The sequence below is a fragment of the Bradyrhizobium sp. USDA 4486 genome (assembly GCF_054057995.1).
On record NZ_JBSRZV010000001.1, the window covers coordinates 1,375,080 to 1,397,562 of the forward strand.

Sequence of the window (22,483 nt, forward strand, 5' to 3'; positions counted from 1 at the left end):
CGGCACTTGTCCGACTTGATACTCTGCGAAACGCGCGGCGCCGTCGCGCTGCTGACGTTGAACCGTCTGAGCAAGCTCAATGCGCTGAGCTACGCGCTGATCGACCGCCTGATGTCGATCCTCGACCGCATCGAGGACGATGCGAATATCCGCGGCGTCATCCTGACCGGCGCGGGCGAGCGCGCCTTCTCGGCCGGCGCCGACATCGCCGAGTTCTCGCAGAGCGTGAAATGCGGGCCGGATGCGGCGGTAAAGGCGTTCGTGCGGCGCGGGCAGGGGATGACGGCGCGCATGGAGGCGTTTCCGAAGCCGATCATCGCCGCCGTCAACGGTATCGCCTTCGGCGGCGGCTGCGAGATCACGGAAGCCGTGCACCTCGCCGTTGCCAGCGAGCGGGCGAGTTTCGCCAAGCCCGAGATCGCCATCGGCATTACGCCGACCTTCGGCGGCACGCAGCGCCTGCCGCGGCTCGCGGGCCGCAAGCGCGCGATGGAATATCTTTTGACCGGCGATTCCTTTTCCCCACAGCGAGCCCAGGAGATGGGATTGGTCAACCGCATCGTGCCGCATGAGCAGTTGCTGGACGCAGCTTTCGCACTGGCGGACCGCGTCACGCGGCACTCGCATCTTGCGGTCGCCCGTATCATCACGGCCACGACGCGGGGCCTCAATAGCTCGATCTCGGAAGGCCTCGCCATCGAGAGCGAGCAGTTCGCCCGCATGGCGGCAACGCGGGACACCCGCGAGGCGCTGGACGCCTGGCTCGCCGCCCGCGCGCCGCGGTAGATGCCGCCGGTTCGGCCGGTTCCGTGCGATCCGGATTGCAGGCTGGCAACCAGGGATTCACCATAACAGCGAGGGTCACGCATCGGAGAGATGAATCGGCAACCCATCCTCTCCATTGTGACCGGATGGGTGCCCTTGCTGGCGCCAGCAGAATTCTCGCCGTACAAGGTACCCGATTGTGTCCGATCTCACCGGTGCAGCACGATGGTTGGAACCCGCGGCCGATACGGCCGCGCGGCGGAACGTCTGGCTCGCCTGCCTGATCGCGCTGACCGCGCTGCTCGTGTTCGGCAATCTCGCCAACGACGCCGTGCAGGAGATGAAGTATGGCTGGGACGTTCGCGTCAATTGCGCCGCAGTCGATGCGTATGCCAGCGGGCTTGATCCTTATTTCGTCAAGAATCTGAAAGGCACCAAGCTCTCTTACCCCTATTTGCCTGTGACGCTGGACGTGTTCCGGCCCCTGTGCGGCGGCGGCTTCCTCGTCAGTCACTACAGAGCCATCCTGCCGGTCCTCGCCGTGCTGTGCGGGCTGCTCTTGCCCGGCCTTGGCCGAACACGGTCGCGCGCGCGCGATGTCGCGCTCAGGATGCTTTGCGCGCTCGGCGGGTTCATCGGTTTCGAATGGGTGGAGGCGTCGGGCAATTTCGCGATCCTGAGCGGCCTCTTCACGGCGATCGCGCTGCTGCTTCTGTTGCCGCCGCCCGCGCCCGGAGCGTCCAATGATCCGAGCTATCGCCTGCGGCTCGCCGGCGCTGCGCTGCTCGGCCTCGTGACCTCGTTCAAGCTGGTGTTCTTTCCGGTGCTGGCCGCACTCTACTTCCTTCCGCTGCCGCGCGGCCGCAAGCTGACGCTGATCGCGGTGGCGACGTTGTCCTTCGCACTGCCGATCCTGATCTCGCGCTTGTCGTATCCCGATCTGTTCGCAAGCTGGCAGCTCGCGATGGCCGGAAAGATTCCCGCCCAGCACTTCGTCGATCTGTTCGAGATCAATCCCTCGCTGCTGCTGCTGGCGCATGATCTCATCGACGCCGCCGGCCTCGGTGACAGCAGGCCGGCGATGTTCGCGGCCTATGCGTTGGCAGTTCTCGCGCTCGTGCTCGGCCCGTTCGCCCAGTCCGTCCTGCGCGCGGTCACGCGCCAGCCGGCAGGGGAAGGGGAATCGCTTCCGAAGCGGCTCGACCGCTGGCTGATGGATCATCCGCGCGCGGCGATGCGCCTCACCGTGTTTGCGATGTTTGCGCTCTATCTCAGCTCGCCGCGGCTCAAGGAATATGCCTTTTTCGAGCTCGCGATCTATGCCGCGATCCTCGTCGTGGACCTTCCCGCCATGGCGCTCGCAGCCTTCCTCGCCGTCGGCCTTGCCTTTCCGGCGCTGATTTCGATCCTGGGGATGGCGTTCGAGGGCAGCTTCATCCTGCTCATCATCGGCCTGATCTGCTTCTGGATCCTGCTGCTCGACTTCCGCGCCGAGCCGGTGCGGCTCGAGACGAAACGCGCGGACTGATGAGCATCACCGCGTTCGCGACGACGCGCACCGCCTATTTGGATCCCTCGCGCGCGGCGCTCTGCGGCCTCGTGTAGAAGCTCACATAGACGCCGGTGTAGTCTTCCTTCCAGCCTCTCTCGCCAACGAGGAATTGCCGCAATTGCTCATGTCCTCTGAGCCAGAGCACGGCGTCGATCTTGTACTTGCGGATCAAACTGTCCCAGGCAGCCGGGTCGATCTCCCACCGGACCAGCTTGCGATAATCATACAGCAGCTCGTCCGGATAGGCGGTCGCCGCGCGGCCGTCCACGAACAATGGCACCGCGCCGTGGGTCCGGAAGATCAGGAGCCCGCCGAAATTCCAGTGGTTCAGCACATGCGCATGCGAGGCATGTGCCCTGAGATAATTGGCATCCTCCTCCGACAGCATGTCGGGCAATGCCAGCGCCGGTCTCACGTGCATGAAGGTGAGCGGCAGCAGCAGGACGCCGATCGCGCCTGCCGTCAGCATCGCGCGCCGGACTTCGAGGCCCGACAGGCGCTGCGGCAACAGGCGGTCGATATGAAGCGCCATCGGCACGCTGGCGAAGATGAAGAAGAACGCGGCGTACCTGAACTGATGCAGACCCAGAAACAGGAACAGCCACGCAAGCAGGCGTGCCTCTAGCGGAACGCCCGTCGTGTTGCGGTAGCAGATCTCGAGCGCGACGAACGTCAGGGCATAGGCGATGCCGGGAATGCTGCCCGGTATCTGCATGTTGAACCAATAGGAGCGCCATTCGCCGATATCGGCCTGGACGAAATGACCGAGCGTCGCCGTCACGCCCTCGTAGACATGCCATCCCAGCGGGTTGACGAAGATCGCAGCGAAACATCCGGCGCCTGCGAGGACATAGTTCCGGAAGTTCGCCCAGTCCCGCCGGAGCAGGGCGACGCCGCAGAACACGCCGATGATGGGAAAAGCCAGCATGAAGCCGCCATGGAGGTTGACCCAAAGCACCATCATCGGCGGCAGCAGCAACCATCGGCGGCGTCGCAGGCATTCGGCGTAGAAGATGACCGCGAACAGCATGGTCGCGATGTTCGGCGAGGCCGCCACATAGATGTTCGGCACGGCCTCGTAGCAGGGATAGAGCAGGCAGGCGGCGAACACCGCGATAGAGACCGCGGGGGCCGATGCGCCGCTGCTCAAGCCGCAGAAGGCGAGATATGCCGCGATGATCACGCCTGAGGCGACGACCATCAGGACGATGCCGGCAAAGCCGGCGTGCTGATACAGCACGCTGGCAACGACGTCCCAGAGCCACGACAGATTGTACCAGCGCTTGTTGCCGAGCGTGAACGCCCAGGGATCCTGAAACGGAATCTCGCCGCCCTGGCGGATCAGGTCGCCGGCGGCAAGGTGCCAGCCGAGATCATAATGGCCGAGCAGCAGCGGCCCGTTCGACAGGTAGAACACGCCGAGAAAGGCGATCAGGAAGATGTAGACCTCGAGCCCGGGCAGGCGCTGTCCGGACGCCGCAGGCGCACCGCCAATCCCGGATCGGGACCAATTTTCGCGCGCGTCCATGGGAGCTCTCACCAACGATGCCAGCCGCGCCAGGCCTCTTCCCGGGTCTGCGTCGACAGGCAGGTATCGTCCGCTTTAGGCGACGACGGCCTAAGGCGGGGTAAAGGTGGGGCGCACAGCGCGCGTTCCGGACTGGGAAGGGCGTGTTGGTGAATGGATGGTTGCGCGGGTGGCGCGACGTTGCCGTCTCTCTTTCGCGGCAGTCTACGCCTTCAGCTCTGCTGGTGCGGGCAGCCGGGGTCGAACCGGCACAGCGCTTGCGCACCGAGGGATTTTAAGTCCCTTGCGTCTACCAATTCCGCCATGCCCGCTTGATCCAACGAGATCAAACACTTAAGTCCACCTCCGGCGGTCTGGAATCGGCACTTGCGCAGCCGGAGGGCCGGTTCTTCCTTAAGCGAGCCGGGCGCACAAGGCAAAGCCTCAATCCGGACATCTGTTGCTGCTTTAGGCAATCTCAATCCACGGGGACTATTCATCCGGCATGGCTGCTTCGTTTTCCCACCGCCTGCGCTGCTGCGGCGCGCTTGTGCTGCTCGCTCCGGGTGCCGCGTTGTCCGGCTGCGCCGGCATGAGCGAGACGGTCGCGCCGGCCTTTGCCGATCCCGGCAAGTACGAATTGTATGATTGCAAGCAGCTCGAGACCGAACGGAAGGCGCTTGCTGTCCGCACCGCCGATTTGCAGAGGCTGATGGACAAGGCGGAGACGGGGGCGGGAGGCGCCGTCGTGTCCGAGCTCGCCTATCGCAACGACTACGTCGCTGTGCGCGGCTCGGCGCAGCTCGCCGACGAGGCCTGGCGCCGCAACAGATGCCGGGAGACGCCGCCGAATGCGCCGCAGCAAGTCACGACGCCGCAGCCGCCGGTCATCAAGCCCGCCCCGAAGCCTGGCAGCGCCGCCCGCTGAGCCCGCGCAAGCGAGTGCATCAGGGCCGCCAGCCGTAGATCCAGTCCTGCCGCGCCAGCATGCGCTCCGGGCCGAGCGCGCGGATGGCAATATCGCGCGCGAGCGCAAGCGGCCCACCCAGATGGTAGATGCGGCCCTGCTGCCGCGCGGTCCGCTGCACCCGCCGCACGCGCGCCTCGCGCGCGCGGCCATATTGCTTCAGCGCGGCGGTGATACCGGCCGCGCTCTCGGCAGCTTCCGGACTGAGATGTTGCGCCAGCACGGCGGCATCCTCGATCGCCATGCCAGCGCCTTGGGCTGCGAACGGCAGCATCGCATGCACGGCATCGCCGAGCAGCGCGACCGGACCCTTGCTCCAGGGGCAGCCGTCGGGCACGCCAAACAGCGCCCATTTGCGCCAGCTGTCGACCGCGGCGAGCATCATCCGCGCGGACGGCGGCCAGCGCGGCGCGGCGAAGGCGTCCATCACCTCGATGGAATCGCCGGGCGTGCTCCAGCCCGGCCTGTTCCAGGTGCCCGGCAGCACCGCGACCACGTTGATCTGGCGTCCGCCCGTGATCGGGTAGGCGACGAGATGGGCATTCCGGCCCATCCAGAGCTGCACCCGGCGGGCGGTGTAGTCCTTTGGCAGCTGCGTGGCGTCCAGCGTGCCGCGCCAGGCGATCAGGCCGGAGAAGCGCGGCTGCACCTCGGGGAACAGATGCTGGCGTACAGTCGACCAGATGCCGTCGGCGCCGATCAGCGCGCTGGCGGGATCGCTGCGGCGGATCGTGCCGCTGCGATGGACCACGGTCAGCCCCTTGGCGTGCGGCGCGACGTCCTCGAATGTCGCACCCAATTTCAGGTCGATGTCAGGATGATCGGCCACAGCGCCGGCGAGCGCCGATTGCAGATCGGCCCGGTGCACCACCCAATAGGGGGCGCCGGCGCGCGCGGACGCTGCTTCACCGAGCGGCATGCGCAAGAGCTCGCCGCCGGCGCGCGCGCTCATGATCGAGACCGCCTCCGGTGTCACGGCGCGCAGCTTGAGGCGCTCGGTGAGGCCGAGCTCGACCAGCACGCGGCTGGCATTGGGGGAGAGTTGCAGGCCGGCGCCGACTTCCTCGAGCCGCTCGGTCCTTTCCAGCACGACGATGCGGAAGCCGCGGGCTGCGAGTGCCAGCGCGGCCGTCAGTCCACCGATTCCGGCACCGGCGATGACAATCGTTCGGGAGAGGGCCACCCCTGACCGATGGGAACGGTCAGGCCACCTTGTCCTTCAAGACGCATTCCGGCGGGCGGGCTTCGCCCGCCTTCAGGTCCGCCGCGAAGCGGTACAGCGTCGAGCAGTAGGGGCAGATGATCTCGTTGTCATTGCCGAGGTCCAGGAAGACGTGCGGATGGTCGAACGGAGGATTAGCGCCCACGCACATGAACTCTGGCGAGCCGATCTCGATGACCGGAACACCGGCATCGTTATGGAAGTGCGGGACGACATGGTCGGACATCGTAGTTCATCCTGGAGTGGCAATGGCGGCAGACACAATCAAGAACTGACGCGGCATCTTTAAGGCGCCGCGGACCATAATGGTGGGTGCTGATGATTGCTAGTCCAGCGGAACCGAAAGGTTCGCAATGCCCCATGCTCATTTGCTCATGCAAATTCGACACAATCTTGCGGCCTGAGAGAAGCCCTTCTTTCGTCGGGGACGTTGTGTCGCAATTTTGGCATACTATGTCTGTGGCAAGCGCAGGTTGCGACGAAAGACGAACCATCAGGCGCGAGACGATTTTCAGGACGTCCAGGCTTTCCGCATGAAGTGGCTGCGAATCACCACAGCGTTGACCGGGATCGCGGCATGCGGGTTCATGCTCGTGCAGGTCGCGCCGCATGCCCGCGAGGCCGGTGCGATTCTCACTGCCCAGGATGATCCAGCCGCGCTCTCCGAGCTCAAGCTCGATGCGCTGCTCCGGCAGAACGACCACCTGGTTCAGGACAATATCGAGGCCGCGCTCGCCGCCGGCGATGCCGATCTCGCCGACAGTTTCGTTGCGCTCGCGCGTGACCGCAACGTCGCGCTGCCCGACGACCTCATCAATCGCGTGAGCGATGCGGTCAAGGCCGAGAACTCCACTTCGCATTTCGCCAAACGGTTTGCCGCGGGCCTCGTCACAGGCAACGCCGACGATGTCGCGAGCCTGTCCGGAACCATCGCCGGCGATCTTTTCGTGATCGGCGACATCAGGGATGTCGTGCGCGAGGGCAAGCATCTGGCGATGGGCGAGGACACCGACCGTCTGGTGCTGGGCCTTGCGACCGCGGGTCTTGCGGTGACGGCCGTGACCTACGTCTCAGTTGGCGGTGCCGCGCCGGTTCGCGCCGGGCTCACGCTGGTGAAGGATGCGCGCAAGGTCGGGCGGCTCGGCGAAGGGCTTGCTGCATGGGCCGGCCGGTCCGCACGCGAGGTGGTCGATGCGCCGATGCTCCAGAATGCCGTTGCCAAGGGTTCGGTGTTCCGCCCTGGCGAGACCGTCAGCGCGATCAAGGCTGCATTCCGGGCCGAGAAGGCCGGCGCGCTGGTCCGGCTCGGCAAGGACGTCACGCGCGTTGCCGAGAAGACCGGCACGCGCGGCGCCATGGATAGCTTGCGGATCGCGCAAGGCCCCAAGGACGTCGCGCGCGCGGCGCGGCTTGCGGAAGCGCAGGGCAGCAAGACCCGCGCGATCATGAAGCTGCTCGGCCGCGGCGCGTTGCTGCTGGTCGGCGGCGCGTTCGATCTGGCGCTCTGGCTGCTCAGTGCGGCGCTGACGCTGTTCGGCCTGCTGTCCTCGATCAAGGCGACCACCGAGCGCCTCACGCAGGCGTGGTGCGATCGCAGACGGGCGCGGCGCCTCCGCCATGCCCAGATCGCAGCCCAGGCTGCTCTGGCGAACACGGCCGTCACGGCCTGAAGTCTAACGCGTTTCAGCCTATTCTTTGAGCATGATCTTGCCGGAAAGCCGCTGCACACTTTTCCGGATCATGCTCTAAGATCACCCTCTCCCCCTCAAGATTTGCGGAACTGATGATGCCGAGCTTTCACAACGGCGCCGTTGAAATTGCCTATCTCGACGAAGGCGAGGGCGATCCGATCATTCTCGTGCACGGCTTTGCCTCCAGCAAGAACGTGAACTGGGTCTATCCGACCTGGGTCTCGGAGCTGCGCAAGAACGGCCGCCGCGTGATCGCGCTCGACAATCGCGGCCACGGCGAGAGCGCAAAGCTCTACGAGCCCGCGCAATATTCGATTCCTATCATGGCCGGTGACGTGCTTGCGCTGATGGACCACCTCGCCATCCCGCAGGCCGATATCATGGGCTATTCGATGGGCGGGCGGATGACGGCCTGGCTCGCCCTCAACGAGCCGCAGCGCCTGCGCTCGGCGATCCTCGGCGGCATCGGCATCGGCGGGCTGATCGAAGGCACCGGCCCCGGCGAGAACGTCGCCAAAGCACTGGAGGCACCTTCGCTCGATGACGTCTGCGATCCCGTCGGCCGCACCTTTCGTGCATTCGCAGACCAGACCCGCTCCGACCATCGTGCGCTCGCGGCCTGCCTGCGCGGGACGCGCGAGTTGATGACGAGACAGGAGGCCGCACGCATCGACGTGCCCGTGCTGATCGCCGTCGGTTCGACCGACGATGTCGCAGGCTCCGCCAGCGCGCTCGGCGCCATCATCCCCGGCTCGGAAGTGCTCGATATTCCGGGCCGCGACCACATGCGCGCGGTCGGCGACAAGGTCTACAAGACCGGCGTGCTGGACTTCCTGTCACGGCGGGGATGACGTGACGTTGGCTGAGGCGATCGGGTCATTGCCCTATTATCCTGAAATGCCCCAAGTCAGAGCTATCCACTTCCTTCGGGGCGACCGTCAACGCCTTCATGCGCAGATATCTGCAGTCCGCTAAGGGCGCTGATGAGACGAGACGTCGACTCGAAGCTGCAAGGAACGTCGGCATAGGGGCCATAACCGGAAGCCAGCTAAATCTGTTACCTCTTGGCGATCAGAACGCCATGGTGTCAGCGCGGGGAACATCACCCCAGCACTGTTCACGGCCCGAGCGTCCCTAGCGAACGGGCCGGTCCAAGTATGACAATGGCGTGACAGGCGACATGCGCCAAAGGCTGACTGACCCTCATATTCGACATGAGTGGAACCAAAAATCGATGCTACGCATGGCGGGTGAGAAGAGCACCTTTTGCCGCTTTCGAGCTGCAACTGCATCGATACTGCCGTTTGCACTGACTCTCTTCCCTTACTCGCCGCGCTCATGTCGCAGGCAAGCCCCCAAAATTGATCCGTTCGTGTCTATGAGGACTCAAACTTGAGCCGACGTACAGTTGGAATGTCCGAGTTTGCGAGTGAGTTGGATCTCAGCGCGAGTAGCGAAAGCAGATCCAAACAGATGTTAAGGCCGCCGTTCCGCGCCGCCCGGAATGAAGAAGGCGGAGGATCCCTCACCGCGGGTCATCTCCAGTGACGCATCCGGACGGAATGCGTAACTGCCTTCTGGCAACACTGCCGGCATCGGATCTCGATCTGTTGCGGCCCGCGCTGGAGACGGTCGCGCTCGATCAGGACTCGATCCTTGCGCGAGCGGGGGACGAGATCGACTATGTCTTCTTCCCTCGCAGCGGCGCCGTCTCGCTGATGATCGACATGGCGGACGGGGAGACGGTCGACACCGCTGTAGTCGGGCGCGAGGGGGCACTTGGCCTTCTTTCGATGTTCGGACCGTCACCTTCGGCCACTACCGCGGTCGTTCGTGCAGCGGGCACCGCCTCGCGAATCCCCGCGTCGCGATTTCACGCCGCTTTCAACCGGAGCCCTGCGATCCGGCACGCGGTCAAGATTCACGCCACAGCGATGCTGATGAAGTTTCAGCTCGGCATGGCCTGCAGTGCACTGCATCCGGTCAAAGCTCGCATGGCTTGCTGGCTACTCCAGTTTTGCGACCGCATCGGCCACGACGTTCTTCCGCTCACCCAGGAGGCACTGTCGCAAATGCTCGGTGTGCGACGACCGACGGTGACGCTCCTGATGCGCGACCTGCGCGCATCAGGAGCGATCAAATCTGATCGACGAGGCCAAATCGAGATCGACCGGTTGCGACTCGAGGCCGCGGCGTGCGAATGCCACCGCACTATGCGTCTCGGATTCGAGAAGATCTTCGCGATGAATACGGCCCGACCTGGCTGTGCCGGATGAAGGGCATATACGCTGAAGGGAAGCGCGGTTTTGCATCACAGTAAATCCAGTTGCCCATGTCGCAGATGGGCCAGGGCACAAAGTCGCTGCGCTCCAGCCCGCTGCGCGGGAGCAAGAGCCGAGAGGCCGGTAGCCAGTTGAGAGGATAGTGGTAGCACTGGAGAGCCCCCGTCCTGAGAATCGAGGTGTTGCAACCCTCACTCAGGAAGGAGCTCTCCATGAGCGATACCAACACAGTCAGTCCGCTGCGTCAGCGTATGATCGAAGACATGGCTGCGCGCAAGCTCAACCCGCACACGCGGCGTGGCCACATTTACAGTTGCAAGCGGTTCGCCGCCTGGCTCAAACGTTCGCCCGATACGGCAACCCCCGACGAGGTGCGCCAATTTCAGCTGCACCTGATCGAGAGCGGGATGAGCATCTGCAACCGCAATCGGATCATGACCGGGGTGCGGTTCCTGTTCCGCGTCACGCTACGTCGTCACGATCTGGCGGCCGAGGTCTGGCACATCAAGGAGCCCGAGAGGTTGCCGCCGGTGCTAAGCCCTGAGGAGATCAAGCGTGTCCTGACCATGGCGACGAGCCTGAAAGCGCGAGCGATGCTAACGCTGGCCTATGGTTGCGGATTGCGCGCCGGCGAGGTGGTGCGGCTGCGGGCGGGCGACATCGATAGCGAGCAGAAGATCATCCGCGTTGTGCAGTCGAAGGGCCGCAAGGACCGGCACGTGATGCTGCCGCCGGAGGTCCTGAAGCTGTTACGGCAATGGTGGAAGGCGGGGCCGACCGCGTCCAACAACGGCGTCGCGCCCGAACAGCGCTGGCTGTTTCCCGGTCGCAATCAACGTCAGCCACTGACCACGCGTCAGTTCAGCCGGTTGTTCAAGGAGGCCGCCAAAGCCGCGGGGCTGCGCAAGACGGTCCCGCTGCATTCGCTTCGCCACAGCTTCGCGACCCACCTGCTCGAGCGCGGCAGGGACATTCGCGTGATCCAGGCGTTGCTCGGACATTCCAAGCTTGAGACGACAGCCCGCTACAGTCGCGTCGCGATCGGACTGATTGCCAAGATCGAGAGCCCGCTCGAGGGCCTAAGCGCCTCGCGCCGCCGCCGGCGACAGCGAGACAGTGAGGAGCCGCCAGCGCCCTAGCGCCGCCGGCGGTGGCTCGGCCAGTTCTGGAGGTCGCGGACATCCTCCGCGATCACGGCTCTGCTTGGCGTGACGCCAATCAGGGGCATGTGAGCCTCGGGCAATTGAAGGTGATGAGTGCGATCGAGCGCTGTCGTACGGCAGCACTCGGCGGCCACGTCGCACGCTGCGAGAACACAGCGTGCGGCTATACCGAGATCGCGTACAACTCCTGCGGCAACCGGCATTGTCCGAAGTGCCAGGGTGCGGCGTCACGCCGATGGCTGGCCGACCGCGAAGCGGAGCTATTGCCGGTGCCGTATTTTCACGTCGTCTACACGCTGCCGAGCGAGTTGCGTGACATCGCCTACCAGAACAAACGCGTGATCTATAACCTGCTGATGAAGGCAGCGGCCGAGACGACGCTCGCCATCGCAAGCGATCCCAAGCGCCTCGGTGCGCGGATCGGTATCACGGCCGTGCTGCACACCTGGGGCTCGGCGCTCACCCACCATCCGCACGTGCATATGATCGTGCCGGGTGGAGGGCTCTCGCTCGATACCACGCGATGGATCGCCGCGCGCTCCAACTTCCTCGTCCATGTCAACGTGCTGGCGCGCCTGTTCCGGGGCAAGATACTGGCGATGCTCATGGATGCGCATGACGCCGGCGAGTTGAAGTTCTTCAACACCCATGCCGGACTTGCCGACAAGACAACGTTCAAGCGCTTCATCGCCCCGCTGCGCAGCATCAAGTGGGTGGTCTACTGCAAGGCCCCGTTCGCGGGGCCCGCGCAGGTGCTGCGCTATCTCTCCCGTTACACCCATCGTGTCGCCATCTCCAACCGCCGCCTCGTTGCAGCCGACGAGGAGGCGATTGCGTTCCGCTGGAAGGACTATCGCGTCAGCGGCCCCGACCGTTGGAAGACCATGCGGCTTCACCCGCACGAGTTCATCAGGCGCTTCCTGCTGCACGTGCTGCCCAAGGGTTTCCACCGCATCCGCCACTACGGGCTCTTTGCCTCAACCAACCGTGCCGAGAGCATCGCAACCGCCCGCGCACTCCTCAATGTCGTCCCGTCTGCCGCCGATCCCCAACAAGAGCCGGATGGTGCGCCGGATCCACCGCGGGTGCTGCCGTGCCCATGTCCCCGCTGTGGCGCGCGCATGATCGTCATCGAGACCTTCGCACCCGGCTGCGCGCCGAGCTGGCGACCAACACCGATCAGGATCGACACGTCATGACCAACACCGCGTGTAAGCCTTGCAGTTTTCCTGGCCCGATATGCCGGCTCCACGCCGGTAGCGCTCTCGCTCAACCCAATGGCATCCAGCAGTGCCCGGATCCTGCGTTGATGCACTCCGAGCAGCCGCCGAGATGCCCATTGCATGCTCCCAATCTCGCCCGCGACCCTATCCGCAGGTCACATCCTGCCTCCGTCGCGTCCACCATCGAGGTCGGCGCCGCCGTCAAATCCGCATAGCACTCGCTGCCCGGCCAGTGCCCAACTTCCCGCGACTTCGTGCCTTGGCGCTTTTTGGACGCCGGCTAGTTGAGCGTGCGGAGCGTCTCTCGTTGCCGGCGTCCAAAAACCTGCACAAGAGAGGTCTTCGCCTCTAATCCCTGGGACCTGGAGCTCGGTTTCTTGGCGACCAAATTCCGGTGACGCCGTTGCTTCACGCTGCCTCGTCGCTGAACGCGGCGGGAAGCGTTTTGAGGAACGACATGACGCGCTGTGTGCGCAGGGGCGGGCGGCGGTCGGAGGTGCGCAGCATCCATAGCGATTCCCCGGACACGCGCCAGGGCGCGAGCACTTCGACCAGCCGGCCGGTGCGGAGGTCTTCGTTGACGAGCCACGCCGGCCCCCAGCCGACCCCAAACCCATCGGCGATCAAAGCAAGCGAAGCGTGCGCGTCGTCGCAAATGTGCTTGGGCTTGGGCGTGACGCGAATGGGTCCTTTGCCGCGCGGGTCGGCGAAGCGCCAGGTCAGGATCTGACCGGTCGCGGGATTCCGGAAGCCGACGTGGTCGTGCGTGGAAAGCTCGTCAGGAGTCGCCGGCGCGCCGCGCGCGCTCAAATAGGCCGGCGAGGCACAAGCGATCCATGAGAAGGTGCAAAGCCGCCGCGCCTGATGGCCGGGCGCGCGGTCGAGGGGCCCTGAGCGGATCGCGACGTCGACGCCTTCCGCCGCGAGATCGAGAATCTCGTTGCGGAATTTGACCTCGATCTCGATTTCCGGCCGTTCCCGCAGGAAGGCGGGCAGTCGCGGCAGGATGCAGGCGCGCGCGAACGAGGCGGGGGCGGTCACGCGCACCCGTCCGCCATCGTCGCGCGCGACTTCGCCGAGCGCGGATTGGACACGGGCGAGACTTTCGGCCAACGCGCGTCCCGCCGCCATCAGCCTGTCACCCTCTTCGGTCAGCGCCAACGAATGGGTGGAGCGATGCAACAGCCGCAAGCCGCGAGCCTTTTCGAAGCGGGCCACCGCCTTGGACATCGCCGAGGTGGTCGTCCCCGCCCGCCGCGCGGCTTCGGCGAAGGAGCCCGCCTCGACGACGCGGACGAAGGCGAGGAGACGCGAGACGTCGGGAGGTAAAGTCGTTGTGGACATGCGGTCCACATAATCATGGCTAAGCAGTCACTACAAGAACTCCTCCCGAGCGGCTAGACAGGGAGCGTCAGCGCGCATTCTGCGGCGCTGGAAAACGCGGGAAGTCCCATGAACTTCGTCGAAATCACCCTGCAAGCCCTTGACGCCGCCGAGCGCGCGATTCCACCCGGCCAGCCGATTTATATGCTCAATCTGCTGCGCTACCGCGCGTATGCGCGGTACGAGGACGGCTTCGACGCCGCGCCCTGCTCGGGCCGTGAAGCCCTTCATGAACGCTATAGGCCTGCATTCCGGCGTCTTGCGGCCGGTAAGCCGCTCGTGCGGATGTTTTCCGGGCCGGTCCTAACGAGCCTCGTCGGCTCGCCAGGCGAACGCTGGGACGAAGCGGCGATCAATGAATACGGCGATTTCGCCACCTTCCGCTCGATCGTCGACACCGAGGTTTACCGTCGCGAAGTTGCCCCGCATCGGCACGCGGCGCTCGAGGATTTCCGGCTGTTCGCGCTCGCCAAAGCTATGTGAACGCATTGACCCGACGGCCTCTGTTCGTCTGGGCGTGAACCAAGTTCTGGGAGCCGTGTGCCGCGCGCAACCTCTACGTCTCGCCCTGTTTCATCATGGCGAGGCGCACATTGAGCGGACGCCGATCGGTGCTTCATCCCATCGTCCGAGCATGGCTTGCTCCATCCAGATGAGATTGTCACGCCGCTACCAGCGGCATTGAAAACCATTTCGCTCGACCTGCGTCTGAAAACGATAGCTGCTCGGGACGAAACGAATCGCGATGGCTCTTCATCCTTCGTTGCGCGTAGGCTCCTCGCCAAAACGCCGCGCCGCGGCCATCAGCACCACAAACGTCGCGACCCACACCATCCGCGCGCCGTAGCGGTCGTGCGGGCCCGAGATCACGCCGCAGATGAAGGCGTTGCCGAGCAGCGCCAGCGTCACGGTCGCGGCCAGCAGCGTCAGATCGTCGAGCCGGCGGTTTGCGAGCGCATGCGCGAGCAGTGCGACCAGCGTCAGCATCGAGACCAGCGCGACAGGGACATGCAGCCAGTTCACGTAGTCGAAGTTGAGGCCCCAGTTCTGCTGGCGCGCCGCGCGCATCTGCCCGACCTGTGCCGGGATGTAGCGCTCGATGATGCTGCGGGTGTGCGGGATCCAGCCGTTGGTGCCTTCGCCGGTCGCCACGTGCAGCAATTGCTGGCCCATCGCTCGGAGCGCTGCGCCGGCCTGCCAGGCCGGATAGTCGGCAAGCGAATGCACGACGATGTAGCTCATCTCGTCGTTCATGCCTTCGAAGCGGCCGAGCGTGTTGAACATGCTCTTGCCCCACAGGAACTCGTCGGCGCTCGCCGGCAGCTCGTGGCGATACGGGCAGAGCTTGAAGCGTTCGCGCGGGCAGTGATCGCTGAGAAAGCGTGCGACGATGCCGTCCTGCATCATGCGGCCGAAGGCGACGCCATAGCCGCCAGGCGTCCAGGTCCATTTGCCCGATAGCGCGTAATTCGCCGACACCAGCATCACGCCGCCCGCGACGATGGTAAGGCTCGCCTGCGCTAATCCGGCAAGCGGCAGGCGAGACTTAAGAAACGGCCGCGCCATCCAGCCGGCGGCGCAGAGTCCGAGCAGCACGCCGAGCGTGGCACTGTGGGTCGCGGCGGCAAAGGCGGTGAAGACGAATAGAGAGATCTTTTCGAGCAGCGACGTGCGCGCTCCGCCGGCGACCAGCAGGAACAGTGACAATATCGACAGGCCGGCAAAGATGTCGGTGAGCAGCATGCTGGCGAGCCAGGGCAGGGCGGTCGACAGGATCAGGAGCAGGCTGATCGCGACGAAGCGGAAGGTCTGCATCATCGAGAGCACGCGCAGGGTGAGCTGAAGCAGCCACAGCGTTGCCAGCGACTGGACCGCGAGGTTGATCCAGAAGCTGAAGCTCTCGCCATAGTGCAGGTAGAGGCCGAACACGGTGGAGCGGCTGGGGACGAGATAACCCTCGTACCAGCGCGCCAGATAGCCACCGGTATCCCACTGCAATAGCGGGTAGCCGTTCCAGAACGCCGGCGCGATCATCAGGAGGGGCAGGGTCGCCGCCGCCAGCCGCAGCCAAAACGTATCAGCGGCGCGCGCGCGCAATTGATCGGTGGTGATGCTCAAGATTGCTCCGTCGTCCCCGGGGACCATGCCCGCAATAACGGTCGAGGCGGAATTCACCAATAGTTTGACGCCGCCCGGCTTGAATTTGGCCAAACCCTGACCATTTTGAGCCGACCTTGCCGCTTGGGCGGGCGTCAAAAGAAACCGTTTGGTTTCAATAGGTTGGCATGTTTTCGCGGGGCAAGGCGCTGTTCACTCTCAGGCAAGCCCGTCAGGACTTTGTCGCCTAGACTGTGTTATAGAGCCAACTAAACCAGCCCATTCGAAAGAGCAGATCCCAGAGAGAAAATCATGGCAGTGCATCAGGTCAATCCGGGAGGAAAGCTCGCATCGCTCGATCCGATTTGGGACCGGATTCGGAGCGAGGCGGAGGACATCGTCCATCGCGAGCCCGAGCTTGCAACCTTCATCTATTCGACGGTGCTGCATCACAGCCGCCTCGAGGATTCGGTGATCCATCGTCTCGCCGACCGGCTCGATCACTCCGCACTTTCGGGCGATCTGGTGCGCCAGACCTATGACGAGGCGCTGCGGGACGATCCCGATCTCGGCAACGCTTTCCGTGCCGATCTCGTCGCCGTCTACGACCGCGATCCCGCGACCTCGCGCTTCATCGATCCCTTGCTCTACTTCAAGGGCTTTCACGCCATTCAGACCCATCGCCTGGCGCACTGGCTCTATCTGAAGGGCCGCAAGGACTTTGCCTATTACCTCCAGAGCCGGTCGTCGGCGGTGTTCCAGACCGATATCAATCCGGCCGCGCGCATCGGCCGCGGCATCTTCCTCGACCACGCCACCGGCTTCGTCTGCGGCGAGACCGCTGTGATCGAGGACGACGTCTCGATCCTGCACGGCGTCACGCTCGGCGGCACCGGCAAGGAGAACGAGGATCGTCATCCGAAGATTCGCCACGGCGTGTTGATCGGCGCCGGCGCGAAGATTCTCGGCAACATCGAGATCGGCCATTGTGCGCGCATCGCCGCCGGCTCGGTTGTGGTCAAGCCGGTGCCGCACAACGTCACGGTCGCGGGCGTGCCGGCGAAGATCGTCGGCGAAGCCGGCTGCGCCGAGCCGTCACGCACCATGGACCAGATGATCAACGCGATGGGGCTTTGAGTTTACGAGCAAGCGCCGGATTGTCCGGCGCTTGTCGTCCCCAAATTCTTTGGCAATTCATGCTGGCGGTTCGTCGCGTCACGTCTTAAAACCCGCCGACAAATTTCGATCGGAGACTTGCCGTGGACGTCAAAGAAGTCAGAAAGTTAGATGCCTATCTGAAGCGTGTATTCGGCAATCCCAAGATTCGCGTCGTGCCGCGGCCGAAGAAGGATGACAGCGCCGAAGTCTATATCGGCGAGGAGTTCATCGGCGTTCTCTTCGTCGACGACGAGGACGACGATCGCTCGTTCCAGTTCCAGATGGCGATCCTCGAGGACGACCTCGTCGATCAGGAATAGTTGTTGTTACGCCGTCGCGCGAGCGAAGCGGAGCCTTCGCTGCGCTCGCATTGAAGCCGCGCGGCGACTGCCCAGCATTCTCTCGTGTCCCGGACGCACGGCAACGCCCCATAGCGCGTCGAAGACGCGCGTAAACGCGCTTACGGCGTTGCAGGGCAGAGCCGGGACCCAGAATCCAAACGGCCCATCTCTACAACATGGGCCCGGCTCAGCAGCGCACCGTCGAAGAGACACTGCGCTGCGTCCGGGGCACGCAGGCGCGCTCCCTCCACATTCTCATTGCGAGCCAGGCAGGAGAGGTGTTGCCGCGCCGTTCACGTCGATCGCCCATACTGACATCATGCCACTGTTTTGCCCGACGGGTCAAGTGTGACTTCGAAAAAGGCGAATTTTTGAAAACGCGAAGCCATCACAGGCCGCCCGGCTACTGTGCATGGTTGTTTTCGATTTTTTGTTCGGGCGGCTCCGGATTCGTCCCGCGGGTGAGGCAGAGAGGGCGCTCAGCTCTTCGGTCCGCGCAACTGCGCCGTCAGCTTCTCCATCGCCTCGGCGACCTCGCGCCATTGCGACAGCCAGCTTCGCGGAAAGCGGAAGGTGAGGTCGGCGCCGCCGACGCGGCGCTCGGAGAGGCACATGCCCGGGGTCGCCGCATCGCGGGTGCAGCGCGCGGTCAGCGCCGGGCTTGCGGCAGTGTAGAGCTCCTCGCTGCCGTAAGGCGTCTCAGCGCGGAACATCCGTATCGTCAGCCCGTCCTCCGGCTGGGTTGCGGCCTGGTCGAGATAGCGTGGATAGATCGTGCTGGTGCGCTGCTCGGGCGAGAGCGCCTCGTGGTGGGCCGCGATCGACAGGAAGATGCGGTCGATCGATTGCAACGCCACGTCCACGGTGTCGGCGGTGACGTGCTTCGGCGCGCCGGGCGGCTCCAGCGAGGGATAGAGGAAGTCGAGATCGATGCGCTCCTGCGGCCCGGTGTGCCGCTGGATCTTCATGCGGATCGCCGCCGCCGGCAGGTTGAACAGCGTGCCCCCGACGCTCACCGGCAGCTTGTCCGGCGCGTTGGCGCCGCCCGTGCCCCAGGTCGGCCACAGCAGATAGGCCACCAGCGCGACCGCGCACGCCGCTGCAGTGCCGCCGAGCATGATCGGGACGACATGTGCCCGGGGGCGCGTCCGGGGGGACCTGAGGGAAGCTGCCGAAAACATCGTCATGGGTTGCGCGAGCCGGAGGTCGGCCGCTGGCCGACGAATCAGCGGCGAATATGCCATGCGGCGACGATTTCGCGCAGCGCTCCCCGCCTGCGGGGAGCGGGGAGGGCCCTGCGCCGGCGAGCCGGCGGCGTTAACCTTCTCTTAAGGATAATGTAGCGTTAACCAGCACTTTTTGTCACAGGAAGGCTGCTCGCGTTTGCGTAAGGGCGGACTGTTCCGATGACACCAGAAGCTCTCAATACCTTCTTCTCGATCTGCATCGGTTTCGCGCTCGCCGGCGCGCTCGTGAACGGATATCAGGCCGCCACGCAGCGGCCCGCCGGGTTCGGCCTGTTGCAGGCCGGCGTGGCGCCGAAGACCTTCGCGGCGGTGCCGTTCCTGGTGTTCGCGGCGCCCTTCATCATCATGCGCAACACGCTGCGCGGCATGCGGCTGGAAAGCCGCCGCCTGGAATTCGTGATGATGGCGACGCTCATCGCCGCCTTCTGGAGCATGATGAGCGGCACCTTCTTCCTGATGACGCTGCGCGCGGCCGGCGTGCTGGTCTGACGCCGTTCCGCAGGGCCGCGCGGCGGCCCTTTGCCTCTTCGCCGTCGTTTCGCTATGCCAGGGTCAACCTGACAGGAGACCTCCATGGCGATCTACGAGCTCGATGGGCAGGCGCCCGATCTTCCCGCCGACGGCAATTATTTCATCGCGGAGACCGCGACCGTGATCGGCCGCGTGCGCCTGAAGGCGGGCGCCAGCGTCTGGTTCGGCGCGGTGCTGCGCGGCGACAATGAGTGGATCGAGATCGGCGAGGGCGCCAACGTCCAGGACGGCTCGACCTGTCACACCGATCTCGGTTTTCCGCTTGTCATCGGCAAGAACTGCACCGTCGGTCACAACGTCATCCTGCACGGCTGCACGATCGAGGAGGGCGCGCTGATCGGCATGGGCTCGATCGTGATGAACGGCGCGAAGATCGGCCGCAACAGCATCGTCGGCGCCGGCTCGGTCATCACTGAGGGCAAGGAATTTCCCGAGCGCTCGCTGATCATCGGCTCGCCCGCGCGCGTGATCCGCACGCTCGATGACGCCCAGGTCCAGAAGATGGGAAGCGCGGCGAGGTTCTATGTCGCCAACGGTCCGCGCTTCAAGAAAGGCCTGAAGCGGATCGGCTAGCTGCCTTCGGACTCGCGGGCCTCCATGGCGCTTGCGACTTTCCCGTGCCCCGCCGACCACAGCGCATGCTCGTCGCTGCCGTCTGGGTAAGGATTGGCTTCGGGCGGAATGTTCTCGCGTGCGGCGCGTTCGCCTTCTGCAAAAGGATCGCGATCTGTCATCGTGACTTTGCCTTCCCATTATTCCGGCGGCGCGGTGATCAGCGCGCGTGGGCGCGCCTGTCGGTTCAAGCTGATGGGACCTCATTTGTTCCGGAACCGGTCTTTGCCGGGGTGGTTGATCAGTCAAAGGAGCGTGCCTGATGGCCAGATTGCCAACCGCTACAATGAAGACCTTGATCGCGATCCTCAGTCTCGCGGCGATGCCGGCTGCATCGTTCGCGCAAGCAACCGGCGGCACAGGTTCTACCGGATCAACCGGATCGGCCGGCGGTGTCGCCAATTCCCCAGCTCCGCCGCCCGGGACCAATAGTTTGGGTACGGCTCAATCATCCGGCCCGGGCACGGGAGCTACCACCGGGACCGGCAGCGGTGGATCGACCGATGCCGCCGTGAACGCCGAGAACCGGATGCTCGACAAGAAGCTCAAGAGCATCTGCCGCGGCTGCTGATGCTCGCGCGGAAGTGAGACAGTGTGGCTGTCGGGAATGCCCAAGCGACGGTAGTAGCTTGATCCTGCTTTGAAGCGTGGAGCTGTCCACGCGGAGGATCGAGCGATGTTACGCAAGATGATCATGGCGGCGCTGGCCGTCGCGGCAGTCGGACTGTGGGCGCCGCAGGCAGCTCAAGCTGCGGGCGGTTTCGGACATGGTGGCGGATTCCACGCCGGCGGCTGGCATGGCGGTGGCGGCTGGCACGGTGGTGGCGGCTGGGGCCATGGCGGCCACTGGCATGGCGGCGGCTTCTGGCCCGGCGTTGCTCTCGGGGCAGGACTTGCCGGCGCCGGCCTTTACGGCGGCTATTATGGCTACGGCTACCCTTATTATTACGGCGACCCCTATTATTATGGGACCGGCTACGACGACGGTGGTTATGGTGGTTGCTACGTCGTGCGCAAGCGGGTGATGACGCCTGCGGGATGGCGATACACCCGCGTCGATATTTGCGAATAGCCGGCCGGCCGGCCGAACCCACAAAAGAACAAGGCCGTTGACGCAGTATACCGTCAACGACCTTGCCAGCCCCGGATATTGAAATCGGCTCACGCCATCCGGTGACGGCGAGCATGGCGTGGAATCACACGCGGGAATGTGATCCAGTTCACAAGTGCCGAAAATAAAGTCGGGTCGCGGTTAATCAGCCGCGCGAGCGTTTGCGGGCGCTGGCGTGCACGCGGTGCCGTGCCGGTTTCCGGCGGGTAACCGAGGGCGTCTCCGCCTCTGTCGCCCGCGCGCTGGCGAAGGACTGCCGCAAGCCGTCGATCGATTCGTTCAGCGTTGCGACCTGCTCGGAGAGGCGCTTGGTGTCCGACTGCTGCGCCGCCATCAGCCGCTTCATCGTCTGGAGTTGGTCCTGCACCACCTGGAGCTGGTCGATCGATTCCTGCTGGGTGGCCTCCAGCCCCTTGGTCTTCTCGACCAGCTGCTCGGAGGCCTGGGCCGTGCGGGCCTGGAGCTGCCGCGACGTCACCACCCGGTCGCTCTCGGGAGCTGCGCCGGTATAGGCGCGCCAGATCGCGACCGAGGTCACGCCGGCAATCAGCAGCAGAAGGGCGGCGGCGGTCAGCACGATAGGCTGGGCGCCGAGACGAAGGAGGGGGGTGGACGATGTGTCCTCGGCGAGATCGATCATCGCTGACAAAACCCAAATTGAAACTTGGTCATTGGCGAAGACCGGCAACCCGAGAACGCAGACCGGGGGGCGGCCGGGAGGTCCCGAAAACGTTACGTTTCCGGAAGGAATGGGACCAAAAAGAGGCCGTGAGCCGGAAAACGTAACTATGCCAAGCCCCGGCGGCCTTCCGGAACCGGGATCGGCGGGCAAAAAACGGCTCTTAGCACGGGGTGGCCCGAAAATAGTGTGCCGGTCGGCCGGCCAAGGCTCACGGCTGGAACGGCGCGAACGGGCCGGAATAGGTCTTCGATCGCGGCGCGGCGTAGGGCCCGAGCCGCGACGTTTTCAGCCCGAACCGCACCAATCCTTCTGCCAACGTCACCGCCGCGGCGACGCCGTCGACCACAGGCAAGCCGTGGGTGGCGGCGAGTTCAGCGGCGAGATCGGCCATGCCGGCACAGCCGAGCACGACGGCTTCGGCACGATCGTCGCGGATCGCGGCGGTGATCTCCGCGGAGATTTTTCCAAGTGCATCACCGTTGCGCTCCTCGAGCGCGAGCACCGGCACCTCGGCGGCGCGGACCCGGGCGCAGCGCTCGGCGAGGCCGTATTTCCGCAAGTTGTGCTCGATCGGCACGATGGAGACACCGAGCGTCGTCACCACGGCAAAGCGCGCCGCGATCAGGCTCGCCATGTGGAAGCCGGCTTCGCCGATGCCGATCACCGGCGCTTTCGCGGCCGCGCGCGCGGCATCCAAGCCGGTGTCATCGAAGCAGGCGATGATGTGCGCATCCGCGCCATCGCGGTCGGCCTCGCGGATGCAGCCGAGCATGCCCGGTACTGCGAAGGCTTCGTCATAAAAGCCTTCGATCGAGGCCGGACCCATCGTCGGTTGGCGCGCATCGATCACGGTGCCGGGCAGCGCCACGCTGCGCGCCGCAGCAGCGATCTTCGCAGTCATCGACGCCGTGGTGTTGGGATTGACGATGTGCAGCCGCATCGCGATCAG

The 22,483-nt window shown here is 64.8% G+C and carries 24 protein-coding genes and 1 tRNA gene; 15 read left to right on the top strand and 10 right to left on the bottom strand.

The genetic code is table 11. The annotated features are described in order from the left end of the window. Positions 1–6: 6 nt before the first annotated feature. Together ACVWY3_RS06650 and ACVWY3_RS06655 are read left to right on the top strand one after the other, a co-directional pair. Entirely contained in the window at positions 7–786 is a 780-nt protein-coding gene (locus ACVWY3_RS06650) for a crotonase/enoyl-CoA hydratase family protein (protein ID WP_456837753.1), read from the top strand. 178 nt (positions 787–964) lie between these two features. Continuing rightward, positions 965–2,293, top strand: coding sequence for a hypothetical protein (locus ACVWY3_RS06655; RefSeq protein WP_456837754.1), 1,329 nt, complete (start codon positions 965–967; stop codon positions 2,291–2,293). 34 nt (positions 2,294–2,327) lie between these two features. Here ACVWY3_RS06655 and ACVWY3_RS06660 read toward each other — a convergent pair whose 3' ends face one another. After that, positions 2,328–3,845, bottom strand: a complete 1,518-nt coding sequence (locus ACVWY3_RS06660; RefSeq protein ID WP_456837755.1) for a hypothetical protein — start codon at positions 3,843–3,845, stop codon at positions 2,328–2,330. Positions 3,846–4,067: 222 nt separating this feature from the next. Next, a tRNA-Leu gene (locus ACVWY3_RS06665) sits at positions 4,068–4,156 on the bottom strand. A 173-nt stretch (positions 4,157–4,329) separates the two neighbouring features. Here ACVWY3_RS06665 and ACVWY3_RS06670 point away from each other — a divergent pair. Continuing rightward, on the top strand, positions 4,330–4,752 hold the full coding sequence (locus tag ACVWY3_RS06670) for a twin-arginine translocation pathway signal (RefSeq protein ID WP_456837756.1): 423 nt from the start codon (positions 4,330–4,332) through the stop codon (positions 4,750–4,752). 19 nt (positions 4,753–4,771) lie between these two features. Here ACVWY3_RS06670 and ACVWY3_RS06675 read toward each other — a convergent pair whose 3' ends face one another. Together ACVWY3_RS06675 and ACVWY3_RS06680 are read right to left on the bottom strand one after the other, a co-directional pair. Beyond that, a complete protein-coding gene (locus ACVWY3_RS06675) occupies positions 4,772–5,974 on the bottom strand; it encodes an FAD-dependent monooxygenase (protein WP_456837757.1) in 1,203 nt (400 codons plus the stop codon). Between the two features lie 19 nt (positions 5,975–5,993). Further along, positions 5,994–6,239: a zinc-finger domain-containing protein gene (locus tag ACVWY3_RS06680; RefSeq protein WP_456837758.1), complete on the bottom strand. Its 246-nt coding sequence runs from the start codon at positions 6,237–6,239 to the stop codon at positions 5,994–5,996. 307 nt (positions 6,240–6,546) lie between these two features. On the opposite strand from ACVWY3_RS06680, the gene ACVWY3_RS06685 reads away from it, so the two are divergent. The 5 genes from ACVWY3_RS06685 (at position 6,547) to ACVWY3_RS06705 (ending at position 12,348) form a co-directional block, all read left to right on the top strand. Next, on the top strand, positions 6,547–7,683 hold the full coding sequence (locus tag ACVWY3_RS06685) for a hypothetical protein (RefSeq protein ID WP_456837759.1): 1,137 nt from the start codon (positions 6,547–6,549) through the stop codon (positions 7,681–7,683). A 116-nt stretch (positions 7,684–7,799) separates the two neighbouring features. After that, positions 7,800–8,555: an alpha/beta fold hydrolase gene (locus ACVWY3_RS06690; protein ID WP_456837760.1), complete on the top strand. Its 756-nt coding sequence runs from the start codon at positions 7,800–7,802 to the stop codon at positions 8,553–8,555. A 693-nt stretch (positions 8,556–9,248) separates the two neighbouring features. Beyond that, a complete protein-coding gene (locus ACVWY3_RS06695; protein ID WP_456837761.1) occupies positions 9,249–9,980 on the top strand; it encodes a Crp/Fnr family transcriptional regulator in 732 nt (243 codons plus the stop codon). A 218-nt stretch (positions 9,981–10,198) separates the two neighbouring features. Beyond that, complete coding sequence (locus ACVWY3_RS06700; RefSeq protein WP_456837439.1) at positions 10,199–11,125, top strand: tyrosine-type recombinase/integrase; 927 nt, start codon at positions 10,199–10,201, stop codon at positions 11,123–11,125. 11 nt (positions 11,126–11,136) lie between these two features. After that, a complete protein-coding gene (locus ACVWY3_RS06705) occupies positions 11,137–12,348 on the top strand; it encodes an IS91 family transposase (protein ID WP_456837762.1) in 1,212 nt (403 codons plus the stop codon). 432 nt (positions 12,349–12,780) lie between these two features. Here ACVWY3_RS06705 and ACVWY3_RS06710 read toward each other — a convergent pair whose 3' ends face one another. Continuing rightward, the gene (locus tag ACVWY3_RS06710; protein WP_456837763.1) at positions 12,781–13,716 is read right to left on the bottom strand and encodes a LysR family transcriptional regulator; all 936 of its coding nucleotides are present in this window, start codon (positions 13,714–13,716) and stop codon (positions 12,781–12,783) included. A gap of 108 nt (positions 13,717–13,824) precedes the next feature. Here ACVWY3_RS06710 and ACVWY3_RS06715 point away from each other — a divergent pair, with 108 nt between their 5' ends. After that, on the top strand, positions 13,825–14,238 hold the full coding sequence (locus ACVWY3_RS06715) for a hypothetical protein (protein WP_456837764.1): 414 nt from the start codon (positions 13,825–13,827) through the stop codon (positions 14,236–14,238). A gap of 270 nt (positions 14,239–14,508) precedes the next feature. Here the strand turns inward: ACVWY3_RS06715 and ACVWY3_RS06720 are convergent, their stop codons facing one another. After that, positions 14,509–15,873 (bottom strand): hypothetical protein, encoded by a 1,365-nt coding sequence (locus tag ACVWY3_RS06720; RefSeq protein ID WP_456837765.1) that lies wholly within the window; start codon positions 15,871–15,873, stop codon positions 14,509–14,511. Between the two features lie 291 nt (positions 15,874–16,164). Between ACVWY3_RS06720 and cysE the strand changes: the two genes are divergently transcribed. Continuing rightward, complete coding sequence (gene cysE / locus ACVWY3_RS06725) at positions 16,165–16,989, top strand: serine O-acetyltransferase (protein WP_456837766.1); 825 nt, start codon at positions 16,165–16,167, stop codon at positions 16,987–16,989. Positions 16,990–17,111: 122 nt separating this feature from the next. Further along, positions 17,112–17,330 carry a DUF3126 family protein gene (locus ACVWY3_RS06730; RefSeq protein ID WP_007602550.1) on the top strand — a complete coding sequence of 73 codons (219 nt, stop codon included), beginning with the start codon at positions 17,112–17,114 and terminating at the stop codon, positions 17,328–17,330. 500 nt (positions 17,331–17,830) lie between these two features. Here ACVWY3_RS06730 and ACVWY3_RS06735 read toward each other — a convergent pair whose 3' ends face one another. Beyond that, complete coding sequence (locus ACVWY3_RS06735; RefSeq protein ID WP_456837767.1) at positions 17,831–18,538, bottom strand: hypothetical protein; 708 nt, start codon at positions 18,536–18,538, stop codon at positions 17,831–17,833. 219 nt (positions 18,539–18,757) lie between these two features. Here ACVWY3_RS06735 and ACVWY3_RS06740 point away from each other — a divergent pair, with 219 nt between their 5' ends. Continuing rightward, the gene (locus tag ACVWY3_RS06740) at positions 18,758–19,087 is read left to right on the top strand and encodes a DUF6949 family protein (RefSeq protein WP_456837768.1); all 330 of its coding nucleotides are present in this window, start codon (positions 18,758–18,760) and stop codon (positions 19,085–19,087) included. Between the two features lie 84 nt (positions 19,088–19,171). Beyond that, positions 19,172–19,702: a gamma carbonic anhydrase family protein gene (locus tag ACVWY3_RS06745; RefSeq protein ID WP_456837769.1), complete on the top strand. Its 531-nt coding sequence runs from the start codon at positions 19,172–19,174 to the stop codon at positions 19,700–19,702. Here ACVWY3_RS06745 and ACVWY3_RS06750 read toward each other — a convergent pair. Next, the gene (locus ACVWY3_RS06750) at positions 19,699–19,863 is read right to left on the bottom strand and encodes a hypothetical protein (protein WP_456837770.1); all 165 of its coding nucleotides are present in this window, start codon (positions 19,861–19,863) and stop codon (positions 19,699–19,701) included. The genes ACVWY3_RS06745 and ACVWY3_RS06750 overlap by 4 nt on opposite strands. Positions 19,864–20,003: 140 nt before the next feature. Here ACVWY3_RS06750 and ACVWY3_RS06755 point away from each other — a divergent pair, with 140 nt between their 5' ends. Then, positions 20,004–20,312: a hypothetical protein gene (locus ACVWY3_RS06755; RefSeq protein WP_456837771.1), complete on the top strand. Its 309-nt coding sequence runs from the start codon at positions 20,004–20,006 to the stop codon at positions 20,310–20,312. Between the two features lie 105 nt (positions 20,313–20,417). Further along, complete coding sequence (locus ACVWY3_RS06760) at positions 20,418–20,813, top strand: hypothetical protein (protein ID WP_456837772.1); 396 nt, start codon at positions 20,418–20,420, stop codon at positions 20,811–20,813. Positions 20,814–20,997: 184 nt separating this feature from the next. Here ACVWY3_RS06760 and ACVWY3_RS06765 read toward each other — a convergent pair whose 3' ends face one another. Together ACVWY3_RS06765 and ACVWY3_RS06770 are read right to left on the bottom strand one after the other, a co-directional pair. Continuing rightward, positions 20,998–21,492 (bottom strand): hypothetical protein, encoded by a 495-nt coding sequence (locus ACVWY3_RS06765; protein WP_456837773.1) that lies wholly within the window; start codon positions 21,490–21,492, stop codon positions 20,998–21,000. 250 nt (positions 21,493–21,742) lie between these two features. After that, the gene (locus ACVWY3_RS06770) at positions 21,743–22,474 is read right to left on the bottom strand and encodes an aspartate/glutamate racemase family protein (RefSeq protein ID WP_456837774.1); all 732 of its coding nucleotides are present in this window, start codon (positions 22,472–22,474) and stop codon (positions 21,743–21,745) included. Positions 22,475–22,483 lie beyond the last annotated feature (9 nt).